The sequence below is a fragment of the Microbacterium sp. cf046 genome, assembly GCF_900114345.1.
Classification (GTDB): Bacteria; Actinomycetota; Actinomycetes; order Actinomycetales; family Microbacteriaceae; genus Microbacterium.
In genome coordinates, this window is sequence record NZ_FOZJ01000002.1 from 826282 (window position 1) to 844520 (window position 18239).

An 18239-nucleotide genomic window follows, 5' to 3' on the forward strand; every position below is an offset into this window, starting at 1 on the left:
GGCCGTCAGGACGCGGCTGCGTGGGCCTTCGCGTCCCGCCGCGCGCCCAGGGCGTTCCCGGCCCAGCGGATCAGCAGAGCGAGCACGAGGAATCCGACGAGCATTCCGGCGCAGTACAGCGCCACTCCGGCGTATCCTCCGACCGCCGCCGGGTTGAAGAACGGATACGGGTAGAACCCGGTGATCGCACCGCGGATGAGCGAGTAGACCACGTACACGGCCGGGAAGACCAGCCACCAGAACGCCGTCGCGATGGGGATGCGGCGCCGAGGCGGCCAGACGAGCCAATCGATGAGGCCGGCGATGGGCAGGACGAAGTGGCAGACCACGTTGACCCACGGCATCAGGTCGCCGAGCTCGACATCGCGCAGCAGCGTGTTGAACACGAGGCCGACGAAGACGATGTAGACGACCGCCGCGCCGCGGATGGCGACGTCGGCGGAGCTGACCAGCGTCCGGTCGCGGACGAGCCGCACCGCGCTGATGATGAACACGACGCTGATGATGATGTTCGAGAGGTTCGTGAAGTAGCTGAAGAAGTTGACGACGTCGTAGCCCTTGGCCAGGTGCACGGCGAACAGCTGCGTGCCGACCGCGGCAAGCGAGAGTGCGGCGAAGAACAGGCGAAACGCGATGGCTGCGGTGCGACTCGTGATCGGCCCGATCTACGGCCGATCGATCCGACGGCGGCCTAGGCGGGGCGGGCTTGCTCGTGCTCCGCGACGTGCGCGCGATACGCCTGGGCATTGCGCAGGATGCCGGCGCGCTCGTCGTCCGTCAGCTCCCGTCGCACCTTCGCCGGCACACCCGCGACGAGCGACCCGGACGGGATCACGGCGCCTTCGAGCACGACCGCGCCGCCCGCGATGAGGCATCCGGATCCGATCAGTGCGCCGCTGAGGACGACCGCACCCATGCCGATGAGTGATCCGTCGCCGATCGTGCAACCGTGCACGACGGCATTGTGACCGACCGAGACGTTCTCGCCGATCACGACGGGACGCCCGGCGTCGACGTGCACGGAGACATTGTCCTGGAGGTTGCTGCCGACGCCGATCGTGATGGTGTCTCCGTCGGCGCGGAGGACCGCGTTGTACCAGACGCTCGAGCCTTCGCTCAGCGTCACACTACCGACGACGCGTGCACCCGACGCGATGAACGCGCTGGGGTCGATGACCGGAGTGCGGCCGGCCGCGGACAGGACGGAGGCTCCCTCGGCGATCGTCATGATCCGAACTTACCGCCGGTCGGGGCCGCGGGCGGATCAGGCGACGTGTCGCGGGCACCGGGGCCGTCGCCGCGGACTGCTAGGAACCCGAGCCCTGGAGCGCCGCGCTGAGCGCCGCGGTGTACCAGGGAGCGAGGGTGTCGACGAACGTGACGGTCAGGTGGTCCTGGTCTCGATAGACGTTCGCGCCGCCGACCACCGGAGAGCACGAGTCGGGGCCGCAGAACACATCGGTGAAATCCAGCAGGGTGACGCCGGACAGGCCGGCCGCGGCATCCCTGAGCGGGTCGTCCGCGACGAGCAGCTGCGTCCGCGCCCCGTCGCACTCGCTGATCGCGCGCGTTCGAAGGCACTTGTTCGGGTCGGTCTCCCAGACCGGGTTGTCGACGACGGTGACCACGGGGATGCCGCGATCGAGCACCTCGCTCCAGGCACCGCGATAGCCGGCGACTGCCGCGTCATGCGGCGATTCGTAGCCCGCGGACGAGTACGGAGTGGTCGCGATCGCAGCGGTGAACACCGCGTCGAGGTCGGTGTCGGCGAGGGCGGCGCTGACACCGCCTCGCCACTCGGTGCAGGCTGCCCCGAACGCGCCCGGGGTGGCGAGCGCGGTCGTGCTCCAGGGACACGCGCCCTTGAAATACGTGGTGAGGTGCCAGCCGTTCTCATCGGCCATCTGCTGGAAGGTCGTGAGCAGCTGATAGGCGTGGCTGTCGCCGATGAGCGCCACTCGCGGTGCATCAGGGGCGTCCGACCCGAATTCGCAGGACACCGGCCGCGAGTCGTTGAGCTGCACGAAGCACTGCTCGTCGACCGGCCGGTCGACGCCGGCGAACCCGGGAGCGGGCAGGATCGTATCGCCGAACTCGGTGCCCGCGCATGTCGGGTCGAGCACCACGGCGGCGCCGAAGCAGTCCGGCGGATTCTCCCGCAGCTCGGCGATCGCCCGAACGCCGTCGTTGTAGGCGGGGGCGTTGACCGCCCACGCGATCCCCGCGGTGCTGCCGACCACGACCATCGCGGCGAGCGACGACCAGAGGGTCACGCGCGCGGGGCGCGACGTGAGCAGCTTCCAGCCGCGTGCCGGGTCCTCGACGAATCTCTTGGTCAGCCAGGCCAGGACGAAGCAGATCCCGAGGAGAGCGACCCGGTGGTAGATGGTCAGGCCCCAGAAGGGCACAGAGGGCGCGATGATGATCAACGGCCAGTGCCACAGGTACAGCGAATAGGAGATGTCGCCGACGAACTGCGCGGGGCGCAGCGAAAGCACGCGTGTCGGATACCACCACCGCTCCGTGTTGGATGCCGCGATCACGGCCGCGGCCGCGAGTGTGGGGACTGCTGCCATGTACCCCGGGAACGGGGTCTGACCGTCGAAGGTGAAGATCACGAAGACGAGCACCGCGACGCCGACCCACCCCAGCAGGAAGCTGCCGAGCGCGTTCCGGATGCGCAGAGCCGGGATGAGCGCCACCATCGCCCCGACGCCGAACTGCCACATCCGCCCGAAGGTGACGAAGTACGCCGGCGCCGGGTTGGTGATCGTGAAGAGCACGCAGAACATGAACGACACGACCGTGACGACGCCGAGGGTGACGATCACCGCGCGTCGCCGAGCGCCCCTGAACCACTTCACCGCCGCCCACGCCGCCAACAGCATGATCAACGGCCACACGACGTAGAACTGCTCTTCGAGGGACAGCGACCAGTAGTGCTGCACAGTCGTCGGGTCGCCCGCGTGGTTGAGGTAGTCGGCGGAGTTCAGCGCGAGGTACCAGTTCTCGATGTAGAACGTCGACGCCAGGATCTCGCGCACTTCGTTCGGGAGTGCCGAGGTGGGCGTCAGATACGGCGACATCGCGACGAGCGCGCAGAACAGCAGGACGAGCAGGGATGCCGGCAGCAGGCGCCGTGCGCGTCGCGCCCAGAACTGGCCGAGCCGAACCGTCCCGGTCGCGGTCAGCTCGCGCATCAGGTGCCCGGTGATCAGGAAGCCCGAGATCACGAAGAAGATGTCGACGCCGACATATCCGCCCGAGAAGCGGGCGGGCCAGAAGTGGTACAGCACGACGGCCAGTACGGCAATGGCGCGCACACCCTGAACGTGCGGGAGGAAGCGCGAAGGCTCGGCGTGCTCAGGGGAACGATCGATCGGTTCCTGCCGCACGAGCCGCCTGGGCTCGCTCAGGTGCTGCGGTCCGAGGTCGTGGTCGGCGGAGGGCACCCCTCGACGTTAGCCGCTGGGCCCCGGCATCCGAAGTCGACCCGTCGCAACCGGGCAGACTGCCGTGCTCTTGGTTAGCCCAGCCTGTGCTTCCTTGCGGAATGCGTGCGGCTGAGTAGCGTTGAAGCAGGCAGGCAGACGGTGCCGAGCACGAACTGCCCAGATGGAGGCGAAACGATGACCAAGACGCAGACCACCCCCGCGACAGCCGCCGACCCGACGGTCGCCGCTGGCACGGCCCAATTCCTCACTCCGGTCGCGATCGGACTTCAGGCGCTCGCCGTCAACGGCAAGCAGGCGCACTGGAACGTCCGCGGCGCGAACTTCATCGCGATCCACGAGCTGCTCGACTCGATCGTCGCGCACGCTCAGGATGGCGCCGATCTCGCCGCAGAGCGCATCGTCGCTCTCGGCCTCCCGATCGACGCGCGGCTTTCCACGGTCGCCGAGAAGGCCGCCAAGACGCAGGTGCCCGCGGGCTTCACGCAGTGGGAGGACATGATCCGCGGCGTGATCGCCGACATGGACACCGTCCTGGTCGACGTGAAGGCCGCGATCGACGGCCTCGACGAGGTGGACCTTGCCAGCCAGGACGTCGCCATCACGATCCGGGAGGCGCTGGACAAGGATCGCTGGTTCCTGTTCGCCCACCTCGCAGAGTAGCCCTGACACCACGAACGCCCCCGTCCGGCTGGTCGGGGGCGTTCGTGGTCCCGGGCGGTCAGTCGCGCTGCAGGTAGGCGATCACAGCCAGCACTCGCCGATGCTCCGTCGCCGACTCCTCGAGCCCGAGCTTCGCGAAGATCGCGCTCACGTTCTTCTCAACCGCGCCGACGCCGATGAACAGTCGCGCGGCGATGCTCGCGTTGCTGCGACCCTCCGCCATCAGTTCGAGCACGTCGCGCTCGCGAGGAGTGAGCGCCGTGAGCGGATTCGGCCGACTGGCGAGCAGTCCCTGCACGACGAGCGGGTCGAGCACCGTTCCGCGCTCATGCACGCGGCGCACGGCATCCGTGAATTCATCGAGCGAGGTGACCCGATCCTTGAGGAGGTAGCCGACCCCGCCGTCGCCTGCCGCGAGCAGCTCACGCGCATACACGCCCTCGACGTACTGACTCAGCACCAGGATGCCGAGCTCGGGCACCTCGGCGCGCAGGAGGAGCGCCGCCTTGATGCCCTCGTCGCGGAACGACGGAGGAAGCCGCACGTCCAGGATCGCGACATCCGCCTCGGCAGTCCGCACGCGAGCCACGATGTCATCCGCGTCGCCGAATGCGCCGGCCGTGACGTACCCCGCCTCGTCGAACAGCCGCACGAGCCCCTCGCGCAGCAGCACGGAGTCCTCGACGAGGACGATCCGCAGCTGCTGCCCGGGCATCCACTCAGGATACGGGCCGGTCACGCCGTCGCCGGCGCCGCGGCGATCGTGGACGCGAGCGGGATGTGCACGCCCACCGCCGTCGGTCCGCCGAGCGGGCTGTCGACCACGAGCACCCCGCGCAGGCCCGCGATGCGATCTCGAAGTCCTTCGAGGCCGTGGCCGGGAACCATGTGCGCTCCCCCGCGTCCGTTGTCGACCACCCACACGTCGAGCATCGGCGGGGTCTCGCCCGGGCGCAGCGACACCTTGAGGGTCGCCGCGGACGCCCCGGCGTGCTTCACGGCGTTCGTGATCAGCTCCGCGATCACGAAGTACACGGTGCGCGCGACCTCGGCGGGCACGGCGGCATCCACGGCGGGATCGATGTCGAGCGAGACCGGCAGCGCGCTCGCCGCGGCGACGCCCGCCAGCGCGGCCGCGAGCCCGCGATCCTGCAGCAGCGGCGGTGCGACTCCGCTCGAGAGCGCGCGCAGCTCGTCCAGGGCCGCCTTCGCGTGACCCTGGGCTTCGCGAGCGAGTTCGGCGGCAGCCTCCGTGTCACCGGCCGCGGCGCGGCGTTCCAGCGCCGCGAGGTCCAGCTGCAGCCTCACCAGGCGCTGCTGCGGACCGTCGTGGATGTCACGTTCCAGGCGTCGCAGCCCAGCGCTCTCCGCCTGCACGGCCGACGTGCGCGCAGCGGCCTCGGCCCGCGCCTCAGCGGCGAGGTCGTCGCTCGCCCAGCGCCCGAGCAGCCCGCGGGCGATCAGGTACTGGAACCTGGCCAGTCCGCTCATGACCCACGGCAGGGTGACCGCGAAGATCACGCCGGCGATCAGGTACAGGGTGACTTCCACCGTGAAGCTCGACCATCCGCCGAACAGCCATGGCATCGCGGCCGAGACGTACTGGCCCCACTCGCCGGTGCCGTCACCGCGCGGGATGAAGGCGCCCCAGAACCAGAAGGTGAGTCCGCCGAGGCTGACGCTCAGCCACACGGTGGTCAGCGCGAAGGTGACCGTGCTCACGATGGGGCTCACGATCATGCCGTGCAGGAGGTACGTCCAGTAATGACCGTTGCGAAGCGGCCTGCTGATCGTCGCCCAGAACCCCTCGGAGCGGGTGACCTCGCGGTCCCACTCGGGCTCCGCGATCTCGGGGAGCCCGGTGAGCAGGAGGAGGTACCGGTCGGCCAGCCCGAATCCGCGGGCGACGAACAGCGAGAGCATGATGATCGGCAGGCCGACGATCAGGATCAGCAGTCCGACGCCGGTCCAGAACAGTCCGGCGAGCACGCTCACGGCCGTCATCGCGAGGGCGAACGCGAGGATCAGGTAGAGCGCGCGGCCGGGGACGAGCTTCCATTCGCGACCGTAGGCGGCCCACCCGGTTCGGGTCGGCGCCTCCGTGCGGATCTGCTCAGTGGTCATGGCGGTCATCGTTCTCTCCCTCGTCGGTGTTCAGGGCGGGCTGCTGCCCAGGTTCGACGACCAGGAACTGTCCCATCATGCCCTGGTCTTCGTGCCACAGCAGGTGGCAGTGGTACATGTACGGCGTCGTCGGATCGGCGTAGTCGTCGAACCGCACCAGCAGTCGATACGAACGGCTCCCCTCGAGCGCGATCGTGTCCTTCCACCCCGCAAGGCGCGGCGGCGGCTCAGCGCCGTCGATGCTCACGACCCGGAACTGCGTGTCGTGGACATGGAACGAGTGCGGCAGCGGGTTGTCGTTGCGGACGGTCCACACCTCACTCGTATCCACGGTCACGACGAAGTCCACGCGCGAGAGCTCCATCTGCCGGTCGTTGATGTCGTGGCCCGAAAGGACGAACGACCGCTCGGCCGCGGCTGATCCGACATCCGAGGAGGGAAGGGTCGTCAGGTGCGCGGGCACCTCCGGCGAGGGCGTGAGGGATGCCGCTGCACGCAGTTCGAGCACGTCGAAGGATGCGGATCCGGCATGCAATGCCGGGTCCGGCGCGTCTGAGATGAGTGCGACCCGCTCGCCGGGTTCCAGCTCGACGACGATCTCGGCGCGCTCGCCAGGCGAGAGCGGCACCGCAGTGGACTGAACCGGACTCTCGAGGAGTCCGCCGTCGGTCGCGATCAGGTCGAACGAGCGCCCGTCGCCGAACGCGAAGTCGTACATGCGTGCGCTGGACGCGTTGAGCAGCCGCAGCCGCACCCGTTCGGTGGTCACGTCCAGGTAGGGGCCGACCGTGCCGTTGACGAGGATCGTGTCGCCGAGCACGCCGTCGAACTGCATGCCGATGCCGCCGGCGAACGATCCGTCGGCCGCGAACGAGCGGTCCTGGACGATGATCGGGAAGTCGTCGACGCCGTAGTCCCGCGGCAGTGCCAGCGCAGACTCTTCGACGTCCCGCACGATGAACAGGCCGGCCAGCCCCGCGTCGACCTGCTCCCGCGTACGGCCGTGCAGGTGGGGGTGATACCAGAGGGTCGACGCCGGCTGGTCGATCCTCCACTCCGGCTCCCAGCGGGCACCCGGAGCGATCGGGGTGTGCGGCCCGCCATCCGCCGCCGCCGGCAGGTGCATTCCGTGCCAGTGGACCGACGTGGATTCGTCCAGTCCGTTGGTGACGTCAACCCGCACCCGTTCGCCACGCTCGGCGATGAGCGTCGGACCCAGGTAGGGGCCGTTGTAGCCCAGCGTGGGGGTCGCGCCGCCGTCGACGAATGCCGACTCCGACGCCGCAGCCTCCAGCTCGAACACGCGGACGCCGTCCTCGACACGGGATAGCGCGAACGGCGGAATGCCGACGGGATTCACGAATCGGACGCTGCCGAGTGCGGGTGGCGTCGCGCGGCCCGTCTGCGTGATGACCCATACCGTTCCACCGGCGAGCAGGGCGACGAGCGGGACGGCGATGAGGGCGGCGATGACGCCGCCGCGCCGGCGGCGTCGCGGTGCGACAGGCGCCGGAGGCGCGGGGGGAACGAGCAGGGTCGAGGCCATACCTCAAGCGTCGTCAGCGCGGGCACGGCGCGGCATCCGACGCACACCCCGATCGGGTGGGGGGTTATCCCCCGACCTCAGCCCGCGTGCGTCACCCGGCCGGCAAGCAGCGTCGCCGTCACCGTCATCGCGCGGAGCCGTGTCCCGTCGACGCTCAGAGGGTCGGTGTCGCAGAGCACGAGGTCGGCGATCGCCCCGGGCTCGATCGTCGCCGCCGCGGTCGAACCGCCGTGCGTCGACGCGGCCAGCGCGGTCGCGGCATCCACTCTCTGCTCCGGGCGCCAGGCGGGGCGCCCATCGCGGGTGCGGGAGACCGCCGCCGCCATCGCAGCCCAAGGGTCCAGCGGGGAGACTGGCGCGTCAGAGCCGAACAGCAGGTTGGCGCCGGAGTCGGCGAGCGAGCGAAGCGGGTACGGAAGGGCTGTCTGGTCGGCCCAGATCGAATCGGTGAGGTCGCGGTCATCGACGGCGTGCTCGGGCTGCACGCTCGCGCCGACGCCCAGCCGCGCGAACCGCGGGATGTCGGCATGGGCGACCAGCTGCGCGTGCTCGATCGTCCCGACCGCACCGGTGAGTGCGAACGCATCCAGCGCGTGCGAGTTGGCCAGATCGCCGATCGCGTGGATCGCGCACGACAGACCGGCGCCCGTCGCCGCGGTCATCAGCTCGCGCAGGATCACCGGGTCGACAGCCAGCACGCCGTGATTGTGCGGATCGCCGGGATAGCCGTGGGAGCATGCCGCTGTGCGCGTGCCGAGCGAGCCGTCGGTGATCACCTTCAGCGACCCCACGCGGGCGAGATCGGACTCGGCGCCCCGCGCGGCATCGCCGGTGCGGAGGCCCTCGGCGATCGCACGGTCGAGGAATTCCGGGTAGATGCCGAACTCGACGCGCAGCGTGTCGAACCCGGCAGCGAGTCGCCTCGTCCAGGCGGACTCGTTCCACGCCATGTCCAGGTCCACGAGTCCGACGATGCCGCGGGATGCCGCATCCCGCGCCATCCGCGCGACCAGGGCGTCTCCGACGGTCGGGTCGATGTCGTTGAGGCGCCGAGAGATCTCGAAGGCCGGGCCTTCCCGGAGGATGCCGACGCCGTCGGGCTCGAAGCCCTCACGGCGCAGCGCTGCGCTGTTGAGCCAGACGCTGTGCACGTCGGCGTTGATCAGGTACGTCGGGGTCTCACCCGTGGCCGAGTCGAGCATCTCGAGGCTCGGCGCGTCGCTCCAGAACGCGTCGCGGAAGCCGGTGCCCACCCGCCGGGCGTCGGCCTGCACGGGAGCGTCCGCCATGATCCGGGCGGCATGGGCCGCGGATTCCGCAGCGCCGAGAGGTTCGCGCTGTGCGACGAGGGCCCACTGCACCACGTGCACGTGGTGGTCCCACAGGCCGGGGATGAGCCACCCTCCGTCGGCATCGAGCACCTCGCCGCGCGGGCGGAGGGCACCCGCGGGCGCGATGTCCGCGATGCGCCCGTCATCCAGGTGGACATCGACCGGTCCATCCGTGGGAAGGAGATCCCGGCCGGCGCCGCCGACACGGGCGTTCGTGATCGTGCCGACGGCTGTGCCGATCGCGGTCACGGGCGGGCCATGGCGTCGTGCGCACGGCGCATCTCGCGCGCGAGCGCCGCGTTCGAGTACGGCCCATCGGCACTGAGCTCGGCGATCACGGTCTCCACGACCTCGGCCGACTTGTTCTGACTCAGCTTGCGCTTGGCGACGACGCGGCTCGGAGTGAGCCGGAATCCGACCGTGCCGCGCTCCAGCCGCTCGACGTACGCGGGATCGTTCGGTCGCTCCCACATCATGCGCGGTTCCGCCATCCGCCCCTCGAATCGGGTCACCAGGCGGTCGAGCACCCGCAGGTTCTCTTCGGGCGGGAGGATCTCGGGGACGCCGGTCAAGTGCGCCGAGACGAAATTCCAGGTCGGCACGCTCTGCACATCGCCGTACCACCCGGGCGAGATGTAGCCGTGCGGACCCTGCACGACGACCAGCAGCTCGCGCTCCCCCAGCCCGTGGACCATGTCGTCGGGCTTGCCGACATGGCCGACGATCGTCAGATCGTCGCGCTCCTGATCGAGCAGGACCGCGTAATGGGACGCGACGAGCCCCTCGGGAGTGCTGCTGACGAGGGTCACCCACGGATTCAGGTCGACGAGGCGACGCAGCTCCGCGACATCCGTCATGGCGAAGCTCGGGTTCTGGCGCATGATCCAAGACTACGAGAGCGTCAGGCCTGACACCTCGGGCACCAATACAGCTTCCGCGTCGCCATCTCCTCGACCACGATGGCGGTTCCGCACACACGGCAGGGCAGACCGGCGCGGTGGTAGACCCAGTGGCGATCGTCGCGGCTGGCCATCGCCGCTCGGTAGGCGTCCGGATCGAGATCGTCCATCGTCATCATCTGACCGGTCTCGACCCCGATCGAAAGCAGCGCGACCCAATCGCGCCAGAGGTGGCGAACGACCTCCTCGCGCACGTCGCGCCCCGGCGTGTGCGGATTCTGGCGCGCCCGGAACAGCAGTTCCGCACGGTAGACGTTGCCGATGCCGCTGACGACGCTCTGGTCCATGAGCAGCTGACCGATCGGGGTCGGTTTCCGCCGGACGACGGCGGTGAACCGCTCCTCGCCTTCCGTCACGTCGTCGACGAGCGGATCGGGTCCCAGCTTCGCGATCGTCGCGGCGACCTCGTCGGGGGTCTGGAGCTCGCACGCAGTCGGCCCTCGCAGGTCGGCGCATGTCGACGCGGTGAGCAGCCGCAACCGGACCTGGCCGACGACCGGCGGTGGCCAATCGTCCCCCTCGTCGGCGAGGCCCGTGGTCTGCTCGGACATCCGCACGTGCACCCGCGCGCGACGCGGGGCGCCGATAGAGGTCAGCGAGTTCTCGCCGGCGTCATCGAGGATGGGGGCATCCAGATCCGTTCCCCGCTGGTTGGTCTGACCCATCCGGCCGTTCGCCGACGCGATCGTCGGGTCGACCATGATCTCCCCGGCGAAGTCCCATGCTCCGTACATCCCGAGGTGCACTCGCAGCCAGAGATCGTCGTCGAACTCGAGGAACATCTGCTTCCCGACGGCGCGCACGGCGGTTGCGGTGCGGCCGGAGATGATCCGCGCGCCTTCCACGAAGCGTCCCTGCGGGCTGGATGCCGCCACTGTGCGCCCGACGAAGTTGCGGTCGAACTGCCGGGCGATCCGGTGGACGGAATGCCCCTCGGGCATCAGCCGGCTTCGGGGTCGAACGAGCTGTCGTCGTCCGCGAGCACGTCGGGTCGAGCGCTCTTCGCCCTCGGGTCGGCGGCGAGCGTGCCGTCGTCCTCGAACGCGGCGATCTGCGCGATCCGGCGCACGTGGCGCTCCTCGTTCGAGAAGGGCGTCGCGATGAACCGGTCGATGAAGGTCGCGACCTCGTCGAACGTGTGCTGGCGCGCGCCGATCGAGATCACGTTCGCATCGTTGTGCTCGCGCGCCAGTTCGGCGGTCGCGATGCTCCACACGAGCGCCGCCCGGATGCCGCGCACCTTGTTCGCGGAGATCTGCTCGCCGTTCCCCGAGCCGCCGAACACGACGCCGAGGGCTTCGACACCGGCCTCCTGGTCGGCGACGACCGCCTGCGCGGCCCGGATGCAGAACCCCGGGTAGTCGTCGAGCGGTTCGTAATCCAGCGGCCCGTGGTCGACGACGTCGTGCCCTTGGCCCGCGAGGTGGTGCTGCAGCTGCGTCGAGAATTCGAGGCCGGCGTGGTCGGTCGCGATGTGGATGCGCATACGTCGATCCTAGAGAAGCCGTCGGCCGCGGGCTCGCGACCGACGGACCGTCGAAGCGCTGACGTAGGCTGGGGAGGTTGCCAGCGTCGGCCACCCGCCGGTCTCGTGACATCCGAACCCCCCTACACATCGGGAGAAGCAGTGCCTGGAGAGAACCTCACCCGCATCGAGGCGCAGCAGCGCCGCGCGATCGTCGACACCCACTCCTACGAGGTGGGCCTGGACCTGACCAGGGGCGCCGAAGTCTTCGGCTCGCGCACCGTCGTGCGATTCTCGGCGACCGAGGGTGCCGACAGCTTCATCGATCTGATCGCCCGCGAGGTCCACTCGATCACGCTGAACGGCCGCGAGGTGCCCATCAGTGCGTTCGCCGACTCGCGGATCGCCCTGACCGGTCTCGAGCGGGAGAACGAGCTCATCGTCGAGGCCGACTGCCTGTACACGAACACGGGCGAAGGGCTGCACCGCTTCGTCGATCCCGTCGACGACGAGGTGTACCTGTATTCGCAGTTCGAGGTGCCCGACTCCCGTCGGGTCTTCGCCGTCTTCGAGCAGCCCGACCTCAAGGCGACGTTCCAGTTCACCGTCACGGCGCCGGAGCCGTGGAAGGTCGTCTCGAACTCCCCGACCCCCGAGCCGAAGAAGCATGGCGACGGCAGCGCGACCTGGCGCTTCGAGCCGACTCCGCCGATCTCCTCCTACATCACGGCGATCATCGCCGGTCCGTACGAGGAGGTCTTCTCGGAGCTGACCAGCGCGTCCGGCCGGGTCATCCCGCTCGGCGTCTACGGACGCAAGAGCCTGTGGCAGCACCTGGATGCCGACTACATCTTCGACAAGACGCGCGAAGGCTTCGCCTATTACGAGGCGAAGTTCGACTACCCGTACCCGTTCGCGAAGTACGACCAGCTCTTCGTCCCCGAGTTCAACGCCGGCGCGATGGAGAATGCGGGCGCGGTCACTTTCACCGAGTCGTACGTGTTCCGCAGCAAGGTGACCGACGCGATCAAGGAGCGCCGGGTCGTCACGATCCTGCACGAACTGGCGCACATGTGGTTCGGCGATCTGGTGACGATGAAGTGGTGGAACGACCTCTGGCTGAACGAGTCGTTCGCCGAGTGGGCATCCACCATCGCGACGGCCGAGGCCACCGAGTGGACGGAGGCCTGGACCACCTTCAACGCGATGGAGAAGACCTGGGCGTATCGCCAGGATCAGCTGCCCTCCACCCACCCGGTCGTCGCCGAGATCAACGACCTCGAAGACGTCCAGGTGAACTTCGACGGCATCACCTACGCCAAGGGCGGATCTGTGCTCAAGCAGCTCGCCGCCTGGGTCGGGATCGAGGCCTTCTTCGCAGGTGTCGCGGAGTACTTCAAGAAGAACGAGTGGGGCAACACCGAGCTGTCCGACCTCCTCTCCGAGCTCGAGAAGACCAGCGGCCGCGAACTGGGGACCTGGTCGAAGAAATGGCTCGAGACGGCAGGGGTCAACACGCTCTCGCCGGTCATCGACCAGGATGCGACGGGAACGATCACGCGCTTCGCGATCACCCAGACAGCGCCCGCGGACTACCCGACCATCCGGCCGCACCGCCTGGGCGTCGGTTTCTACAACGTGACCGACGGCGCGCTCGAGCGCGTGCACCACGTCGAGCTGGACGTGGACGGCGACCGCACCGATGTCCCCGAGCTGAAGGGGCACAAGCGCCCGGATCTCGTGCTCCTGAACGACGAGGATCTCGCGTACGCGAAGATCCGGCTCGACGAGCGCTCGCTGGCGACCGCGATCGAGCATCTCGGCGGCATCGCCGACCCGCTCGCGCGCTCACTCGTGTGGGGCGCGGCGTGGGATCAGACGCGGGATGCCGAAGCCTCGCCGAGCGACTACGTCGATCTCGTGCTGCGCAACATCGGGCGCGAGACCGAATCGACGACCGTTCGCACGACCCTCGCCCAGCTCCAGCTCGCGGCGAACTCCTACGTTGCGCCGGAGAAGCGCGACGCGACCCGTGCGAAGGTCGCCGAGGGCCTCTGGGCCCTCGCACAGGCGGCGGAGGCGGGCAGTGACAGTCAGCTGCAGTTCGTGACCGCGTTCGCCACCGCGGCGTCCACGCCGGAGCACTGGTCGATCGTGCAGGCCCTGCACGACGGCGAGATCACCCTCGAGGGACTCGAGGTCGACACCGATCTGTCCTGGCAGCTGCTCATCTCGCTCGCAGCGGGCGGGGTCGCCGACGCCAAGGCCATCGAGGATGCCCTGGCCGCCGACAACACGGCCAAGGGCGGCGAGTTCGCGGCGCAGGCGAAGGCGTCGATCCCGAACGCGGAGGCGAAGCTCGCCGCGTGGGACTCGATCATCGAGCGCGACGACCAGCCGAACACCATCGTCCGTTCCACGGCGCTCGGCTTCCAGCATCCGGCCACCGTCGGGCAGCTCGGCGAGTTCGTGAAGCCGTACTTCGAGATGCTGCTGCCGATCTGGGACTCGCGGTCGTACCAGATCGCGCAGTACATCATCGTGGGCCTCTATCCCGCTCCGCTGGCGAACCTGGAGCTGCGCAACGCGACCCGCGCATGGCTGGCCGAGAACGCGGATGCCGCGCCCGCGCTGCGGCGCCTGGTCGAGGAGAACCTCGCCGGCGTCGAGCGCGCACTGGCCGTTCAGGACCGCGACGCCTCGTAGGCAGCACCGCACGGATGCCGCGAGCCCAGGTGGTTCGCGGCATCCGTCGTTAGGATCGTGACGATGATCGGACCACTCCTGAACACAGCCGTCGCGCCCGAACCGACCCTCTGGAGCCAGACCGTCGGGGTCCTCGGCGCCATCGGACTCAACCTCCTGGTGGTCGCCGGGATCATCATCGGCGCGTTCCTTCTGAGCTGGATTCTGAAGCTCGTGATCCGTCGGGTCGTGCGCCGGATCGTCAACGGCGCCAAGAACAAGGCGAACGTCGATGACACCCAGGCGCTGGAGCGCTCGCCGCTGGCGGCCATCCGGCTCGTTCAGCGCACCCGCACCCTGGGATCGATCCTCCAGAACATCGTCAACGTGTCGATCGTCATCGTCGCGTTCCTGCTCATCATCAATCTGCTGGCTCCCAGCGCCCTCGGCTCGCTGACCCTGCTGACCGCCGCGATCGGCGCCGGACTCGGCTTCGGTGCGCAGAACATCGTCAAGGACGTGCTCAACGGGATGTTCATCGTCGCCGAGGATCAGGTCGGCATCGGGGACGTGGTCGACCTCGGTCTGGCGACCGGAATCGTCGAGTACGTGAGCGTGCGCATCACCACGGTCCGTGATGTCAACGGCACCCTCTGGTATGTGCGCAACGGCGAGATCCTGCGGATCGGGAACATGTCGATGGGCTGGTCGCGAGTGATCGTGGATCTCGCGCTCCCGATCGGCACCGACATCGGGCTCGTCGAGAACACGATGCTCGAGACGATGAAGGACCTCGCAAAAGACCCGAAGTGGCGCACTCGGATCATCGAGAAGCCGGAGGTCTGGGGGCTGGAGTCCGTCTCCGGCGATGCACTGGTCATCCGGCTCGTGATGAAGACCCGCGCGAACGCGAAGGACGACGTGGCCCGCGAACTGCGCATGCGCGTGCTCAACTCGGTCGATGAGATGGGATTGACGCTGCCGCAGCTCAACTCGATCACGCTGAGCGGCCTCGAGGGCGCCCAGCGGGTGCGCGGAGCGAATCCGCCCAAGACCAAGCCCACGACCATCACGACCGCTCCCCCTCCCCCGGAGCGCCCGGTCTGGCGGCCGAAGAAGACGCCGAAGGACCAGGAGAGCAACGATTCACCCGAGTCCCCCGAGGGATCCGCGTGAGCATCAGCTTCTACGACGAGGTCGGCGGTCACGAGACGTTCGTCCGCCTGGTGGATGCGTTCTACCGCGGGGTCGCGGAAGACCCGGTGCTGCGTCCGATGTACCCGGAGGAGGATCTCGCTCCGGCCAAGGAGCGCCTGACCCTGTTCCTCGAGCAGTACTGGGGAGGGCCGTCCACCTACAGTCAGGAGCGCGGTCACCCTCGACTCCGGATGCGCCACGCGGCATTTCACGTGAACCCGGACGCTCGCGACCGCTGGCTCGCGCACATGCGCGCGGCGGTCGACGAACTCGCCCTGCCACCGCTGCAGGACGCGACGCTGTGGGACTACCTCCAGCGCGCCGCGTTCGCGATGGTCAACACATTCGAGCCCAGCGGAATCGGACCGGCCGCAGACGGGCGCGCCGCAACCTCCTTCCCGCTCTCGCCGCCGTCCCCGCACTGATCTCCCCCGTCGACGAAGGAGTCGCAAATGCCCGCATCCCCTCTCACGAAGTCCGCAGACATCCTCGTCGTCGGCTGGGGCCTGGCCGGACTCGTCGCGGCGAGTGAGGCAGTCGCGGCCGGGAAGCGCGTGATCATCGTCGACCAGGAGCCGCGCACGAATCTCGGTGGGCAGGCCTGGTGGTCCTTCGGCGGCCTGTTCTTCATCGACTCGCCGGAACAGCGACGGATGGGCATCAAGGACTCCTTCGAGCTTGCCCATCAGGACTGGTTCGGCAACGCCGGCTTCGACCGCGAGGAGGATGCCTGGCCGCGGCGCTGGGCGGAGGCGTACCTGCAGTTCGCCCATCACGAGAAGCGCGCGTGGCTCCGCGAGAAGGGCGTCGGCTTCTTCCCGGTCGTCGGCTGGGCGGAGCGAGGCGGATACACGGCGACCGGGCCGGGCAACTCGGTGCCGCGCTTCCACATCACGTGGGGAACCGGCCCCGGCATCGTCGCACCGTTCCAGGCCGCCGTCGAGGACGGCGAAGCACGCGGGCTGGTCACGATCCTCCCCCGTCACCGCGTGACCGCCCTGCTGACCGCAGACGGCGCGGTGAGCGGCGCGGCGGGCGAGATCCTCGCACCGTCGGGCGCCGCCCGCGGAACGGCCACGTCGCGCGAGGTGGTGGGCTCGTTCGAGATCACGGCCGGTGCCACGATCGTCTCGTCCGGCGGCATCGGCGGAAACCACGATCTGGTGCGCAAGCAGTGGCCCGCCCGCCTGGGGACCCCGCCCGCCTCGATGATCACGGGTGTCCCCGCATATGTGGACGGCGCGATGCTCGAGGTCACCGAGCGCGCCGGTGCCCGCCTCATCAACGGCGACCGCATGTGGCACTACGTGGAGGGCATTCAGAACTGGGATCCGGTCTGGCCGATGCACGGCATCCGCATCCTGCCCGGGCCGTCTTCGGTGTGGCTCGACGCCACCGGGCGCCGCCTGCCCGTGCCCCTCTTCCCCGGCTTCGACACGCTGGGCACGCTCGCGCACCTTCGCACCACCGGCCACGATCACTCCTGGTTCGTGCTGTCGCGCCAGATCATCGAGAAGGAGTTCACGCTCTCCGGCAGCGAGCAGAATCCGGACCTGACCGGCAAGGACGTCCCTTTGCTGATGAAGTCCCGACTCGGCAAGGGCGCCGCGGGCCCGGTGCAGGCGTTCATGGACCGGGGCGAGGACTTCGTGGTGCGGGACAGCCTCGATGACCTCATCGCGGGCATGAAGGCGCTGCCGGGCGGCGACGCACTGGATGCTGAACAGGTCCGCTTCGAGGTCGAGGCGCGCGACCGCGAGGTCGACAACGACTTCACCAAGGACGCCCAGATCGCGATGCTCCGCTCCGCCCGCTCGTACCGCGGCGACCGGCTCGTGCGAACGGCCGTGCCGCACCGCATCCTCGATCCCAAGGCCGGTCCGCTCGTCGCGGTCAAGCTGCACATCCTCACCCGCAAATCGCTCGGCGGCATCGAGACCGATCTCGACGGGCGCGCGCTCGCGCCCGGAGGCGAGCCGATCGCCGGCCTGTACGCCGCCGGCGAAGCGAGCGGCTTCGGCGGCGGCGGGGTCCACGGCTATCGCGCGCTCGAGGGGACGTTCGTCGGAGGCTGCCTCTTCTCGGGTCGCACGGCGGGTCGGGCGGCGGCCGCGGCCGTCTAGCCCTCTGGCGTCGGTCCGGTCTGACGCACCGCGGTCAAACCGACCCGTGCCGGACCGCGGACGATGATGTGACCCCGGCGGAGTGTGACCCGGGTCCACGAACCGGACGTGCGCACCGGCGCATCCTCTTCGCCGACGATGAAGCCGAGCGTGAAGGCCGCGAAGGCCACACCCAATGGGAGGCCTCCGAGCGCATCGTCCGGAACGCCCCACACCGCCGCGCGCACCGCGCGCACTGCATCCTCACCGGGGTTCTGCGGGATCGACTCCGCGACCGCGCTGATCCCCCACTGCGCTCGGGCAGCGAGGACGGAGGCCGCGAGGCTCCCCGTCGACACCCAGCCGCCGCGAGGCGGCGAGACTGCCGCCCAAGCAGGTGAGAGCGCGGTCTCCGGCAGCTGCAGCTGCGCTGAATGGTCGGAGACGCCGACCAGGCCGGAGGCCTCGACGACGAGGTCGCACTCGAGTTCCGGATCCACCGGCAGCGCGCGCATCGCGAGCACCGTCGGGGTGGCGTCAAGCAGCCCGCGCGGTGCGAACGGCGCGGATGTCATCGTGAGCGTCCCGCCCGCGGCGCGAAGCCGAATCGCGCCGTCTCCGACGCGCACCGACCGTCCGGCGAACGTGAGGGCGTCCGCTGCCGCGGCAGCGTCGGCGAAGATCAGGCGCTGCGACATCCGCCCTAAACTACCAA

General features: G+C 69.3%; 16 protein-coding genes. 5 read left to right on the forward strand and 11 right to left on the reverse strand.

The annotated features are described in order from the left end of the window. Positions 1-5: 5 nt before the first annotated feature. From BM349_RS10185 to BM349_RS10195, 3 genes are all read right to left on the reverse strand, one after another. The gene (locus tag BM349_RS10185; protein WP_091706747.1) at positions 6-572 is read right to left on the reverse strand and encodes a Pr6Pr family membrane protein; all 567 of its coding nucleotides are present in this window, start codon (positions 570-572) and stop codon (positions 6-8) included. A 119-nt stretch (positions 573-691) separates the two neighbouring features. Continuing rightward, positions 692-1228 carry a gamma carbonic anhydrase family protein gene (locus BM349_RS10190; protein WP_091706748.1) on the reverse strand — a complete coding sequence of 179 codons (537 nt, stop codon included), beginning with the start codon at positions 1226-1228 and terminating at the stop codon, positions 692-694. Between the two features lie 79 nt (positions 1229-1307). Next, positions 1308-3452, reverse strand: a complete 2145-nt coding sequence (locus BM349_RS10195) for an acyltransferase family protein (protein ID WP_091706749.1) — start codon at positions 3450-3452, stop codon at positions 1308-1310. Between the two features lie 177 nt (positions 3453-3629). Here BM349_RS10195 and BM349_RS10200 point away from each other — a divergent pair, with 177 nt between their 5' ends. Further along, entirely contained in the window at positions 3630-4115 is a 486-nt protein-coding gene (locus tag BM349_RS10200) for a Dps family protein (protein WP_091706750.1), read from the forward strand. Positions 4116-4173: 58 nt separating this feature from the next. On the opposite strand, the gene BM349_RS10205 is transcribed toward BM349_RS10200, so the two are convergent. The 7 genes from BM349_RS10205 to BM349_RS10235 all read right to left on the reverse strand — a co-directional run bounded on the left by BM349_RS10205 (position 4174) and on the right by BM349_RS10235 (position 11561). Then, positions 4174-4830 carry a response regulator transcription factor gene (locus BM349_RS10205; RefSeq protein WP_091707241.1) on the reverse strand — a complete coding sequence of 219 codons (657 nt, stop codon included), beginning with the start codon at positions 4828-4830 and terminating at the stop codon, positions 4174-4176. A 20-nt stretch (positions 4831-4850) separates the two neighbouring features. Beyond that, entirely contained in the window at positions 4851-6239 is a 1389-nt protein-coding gene (locus BM349_RS10210) for a sensor histidine kinase (protein ID WP_254773814.1), read from the reverse strand. Continuing rightward, the gene (locus BM349_RS10215) at positions 6229-7785 is read right to left on the reverse strand and encodes a multicopper oxidase family protein (RefSeq protein WP_091706752.1); all 1557 of its coding nucleotides are present in this window, start codon (positions 7783-7785) and stop codon (positions 6229-6231) included. The genes BM349_RS10210 and BM349_RS10215 overlap by 11 nt, the downstream gene beginning before the upstream one ends. Before the next feature lie 77 nt (positions 7786-7862). Beyond that, entirely contained in the window at positions 7863-9335 is a 1473-nt protein-coding gene (locus tag BM349_RS10220) for an amidohydrolase (RefSeq protein WP_254773869.1), read from the reverse strand. Positions 9336-9361: 26 nt separating this feature from the next. Beyond that, positions 9362-9997 (reverse strand): FMN-binding negative transcriptional regulator, encoded by a 636-nt coding sequence (locus BM349_RS10225; RefSeq protein ID WP_091706754.1) that lies wholly within the window; start codon positions 9995-9997, stop codon positions 9362-9364. 20 nt (positions 9998-10017) lie between these two features. Next, a complete protein-coding gene (locus BM349_RS10230; RefSeq protein WP_091706755.1) occupies positions 10018-11016 on the reverse strand; it encodes an Fpg/Nei family DNA glycosylase in 999 nt (332 codons plus the stop codon). Then, positions 11016-11561, reverse strand: coding sequence for a ribose-5-phosphate isomerase (locus tag BM349_RS10235; protein ID WP_091706756.1), 546 nt, complete (start codon positions 11559-11561; stop codon positions 11016-11018). The genes BM349_RS10230 and BM349_RS10235 overlap by 1 nt, the downstream gene beginning before the upstream one ends. 141 nt (positions 11562-11702) lie before the next feature. On the opposite strand from BM349_RS10235, the gene pepN reads away from it, so the two are divergent. The 4 genes from pepN to BM349_RS10255 all read left to right on the forward strand — a co-directional run bounded on the left by pepN (position 11703) and on the right by BM349_RS10255 (position 17545). Then, positions 11703-14246: an aminopeptidase N gene (gene pepN, locus BM349_RS10240; RefSeq protein ID WP_091706757.1), complete on the forward strand. Its 2544-nt coding sequence runs from the start codon at positions 11703-11705 to the stop codon at positions 14244-14246. Between the two features lie 63 nt (positions 14247-14309). Continuing rightward, on the forward strand, positions 14310-15401 hold the full coding sequence (locus BM349_RS10245) for a mechanosensitive ion channel family protein (protein WP_091706758.1): 1092 nt from the start codon (positions 14310-14312) through the stop codon (positions 15399-15401). Then, on the forward strand, positions 15392-15847 hold the full coding sequence (locus BM349_RS10250) for a globin (RefSeq protein WP_091706759.1): 456 nt from the start codon (positions 15392-15394) through the stop codon (positions 15845-15847). Before BM349_RS10245 ends, BM349_RS10250 begins: the two co-directional genes overlap by 10 nt. Before the next feature lie 27 nt (positions 15848-15874). Further along, positions 15875-17545, forward strand: coding sequence for an FAD-binding dehydrogenase (locus BM349_RS10255; RefSeq protein WP_091706760.1), 1671 nt, complete (start codon positions 15875-15877; stop codon positions 17543-17545). Here BM349_RS10255 and BM349_RS10260 read toward each other — a convergent pair. Next, positions 17542-18222 (reverse strand): DUF8185 domain-containing protein, encoded by a 681-nt coding sequence (locus tag BM349_RS10260; protein WP_091706761.1) that lies wholly within the window; start codon positions 18220-18222, stop codon positions 17542-17544. The two genes, BM349_RS10255 and BM349_RS10260, sit on opposite strands and share 4 nt — an antisense overlap. Positions 18223-18239: the final 17 nt, after the last annotated feature.

Bases quoted from the DNA above. Each gene is read 5' to 3' on its own strand.
- BM349_RS10205 (WP_091707241.1), bottom strand. From the start codon at position 4,830: ATGCCCGGGCAGCAGCTGCGGATCGTCCTCGTCGAGGACTCCGTGCTG.
- BM349_RS10255 (WP_091706760.1), top strand. From the start codon at position 15,875: ATGCCCGCATCCCCTCTCACGAAGTCCGCAGACATCCTCGTCGTCGGC.
- BM349_RS10230 (WP_091706755.1), bottom strand. From the start codon at position 11,016: ATGCCCGAGGGGCATTCCGTCCACCGGATCGCCCGGCAGTTCGACCGC.
- BM349_RS10260 (WP_091706761.1), bottom strand. From the start codon at position 18,222: ATGTCGCAGCGCCTGATCTTCGCCGACGCTGCCGCGGCAGCGGACGCC.
- BM349_RS10190 (WP_091706748.1), bottom strand. From the start codon at position 1,228: ATGACGATCGCCGAGGGAGCCTCCGTCCTGTCCGCGGCCGGCCGCACT.
- BM349_RS10225 (WP_091706754.1), bottom strand. From the start codon at position 9,997: ATGCGCCAGAACCCGAGCTTCGCCATGACGGATGTCGCGGAGCTGCGT.
- BM349_RS10235 (WP_091706756.1), bottom strand. From the start codon at position 11,561: ATGCGCATCCACATCGCGACCGACCACGCCGGCCTCGAATTCTCGACG.
- BM349_RS10210 (WP_254773814.1), bottom strand. From the start codon at position 6,239: ATGACCACTGAGCAGATCCGCACGGAGGCGCCGACCCGAACCGGGTGG.
- BM349_RS10200 (WP_091706750.1), top strand. From the start codon at position 3,630: ATGACCAAGACGCAGACCACCCCCGCGACAGCCGCCGACCCGACGGTC.
- BM349_RS10245 (WP_091706758.1), top strand. From the start codon at position 14,310: ATGATCGGACCACTCCTGAACACAGCCGTCGCGCCCGAACCGACCCTC.
- BM349_RS10215 (WP_091706752.1), bottom strand. From the start codon at position 7,785: ATGGCCTCGACCCTGCTCGTTCCCCCCGCGCCTCCGGCGCCTGTCGCA.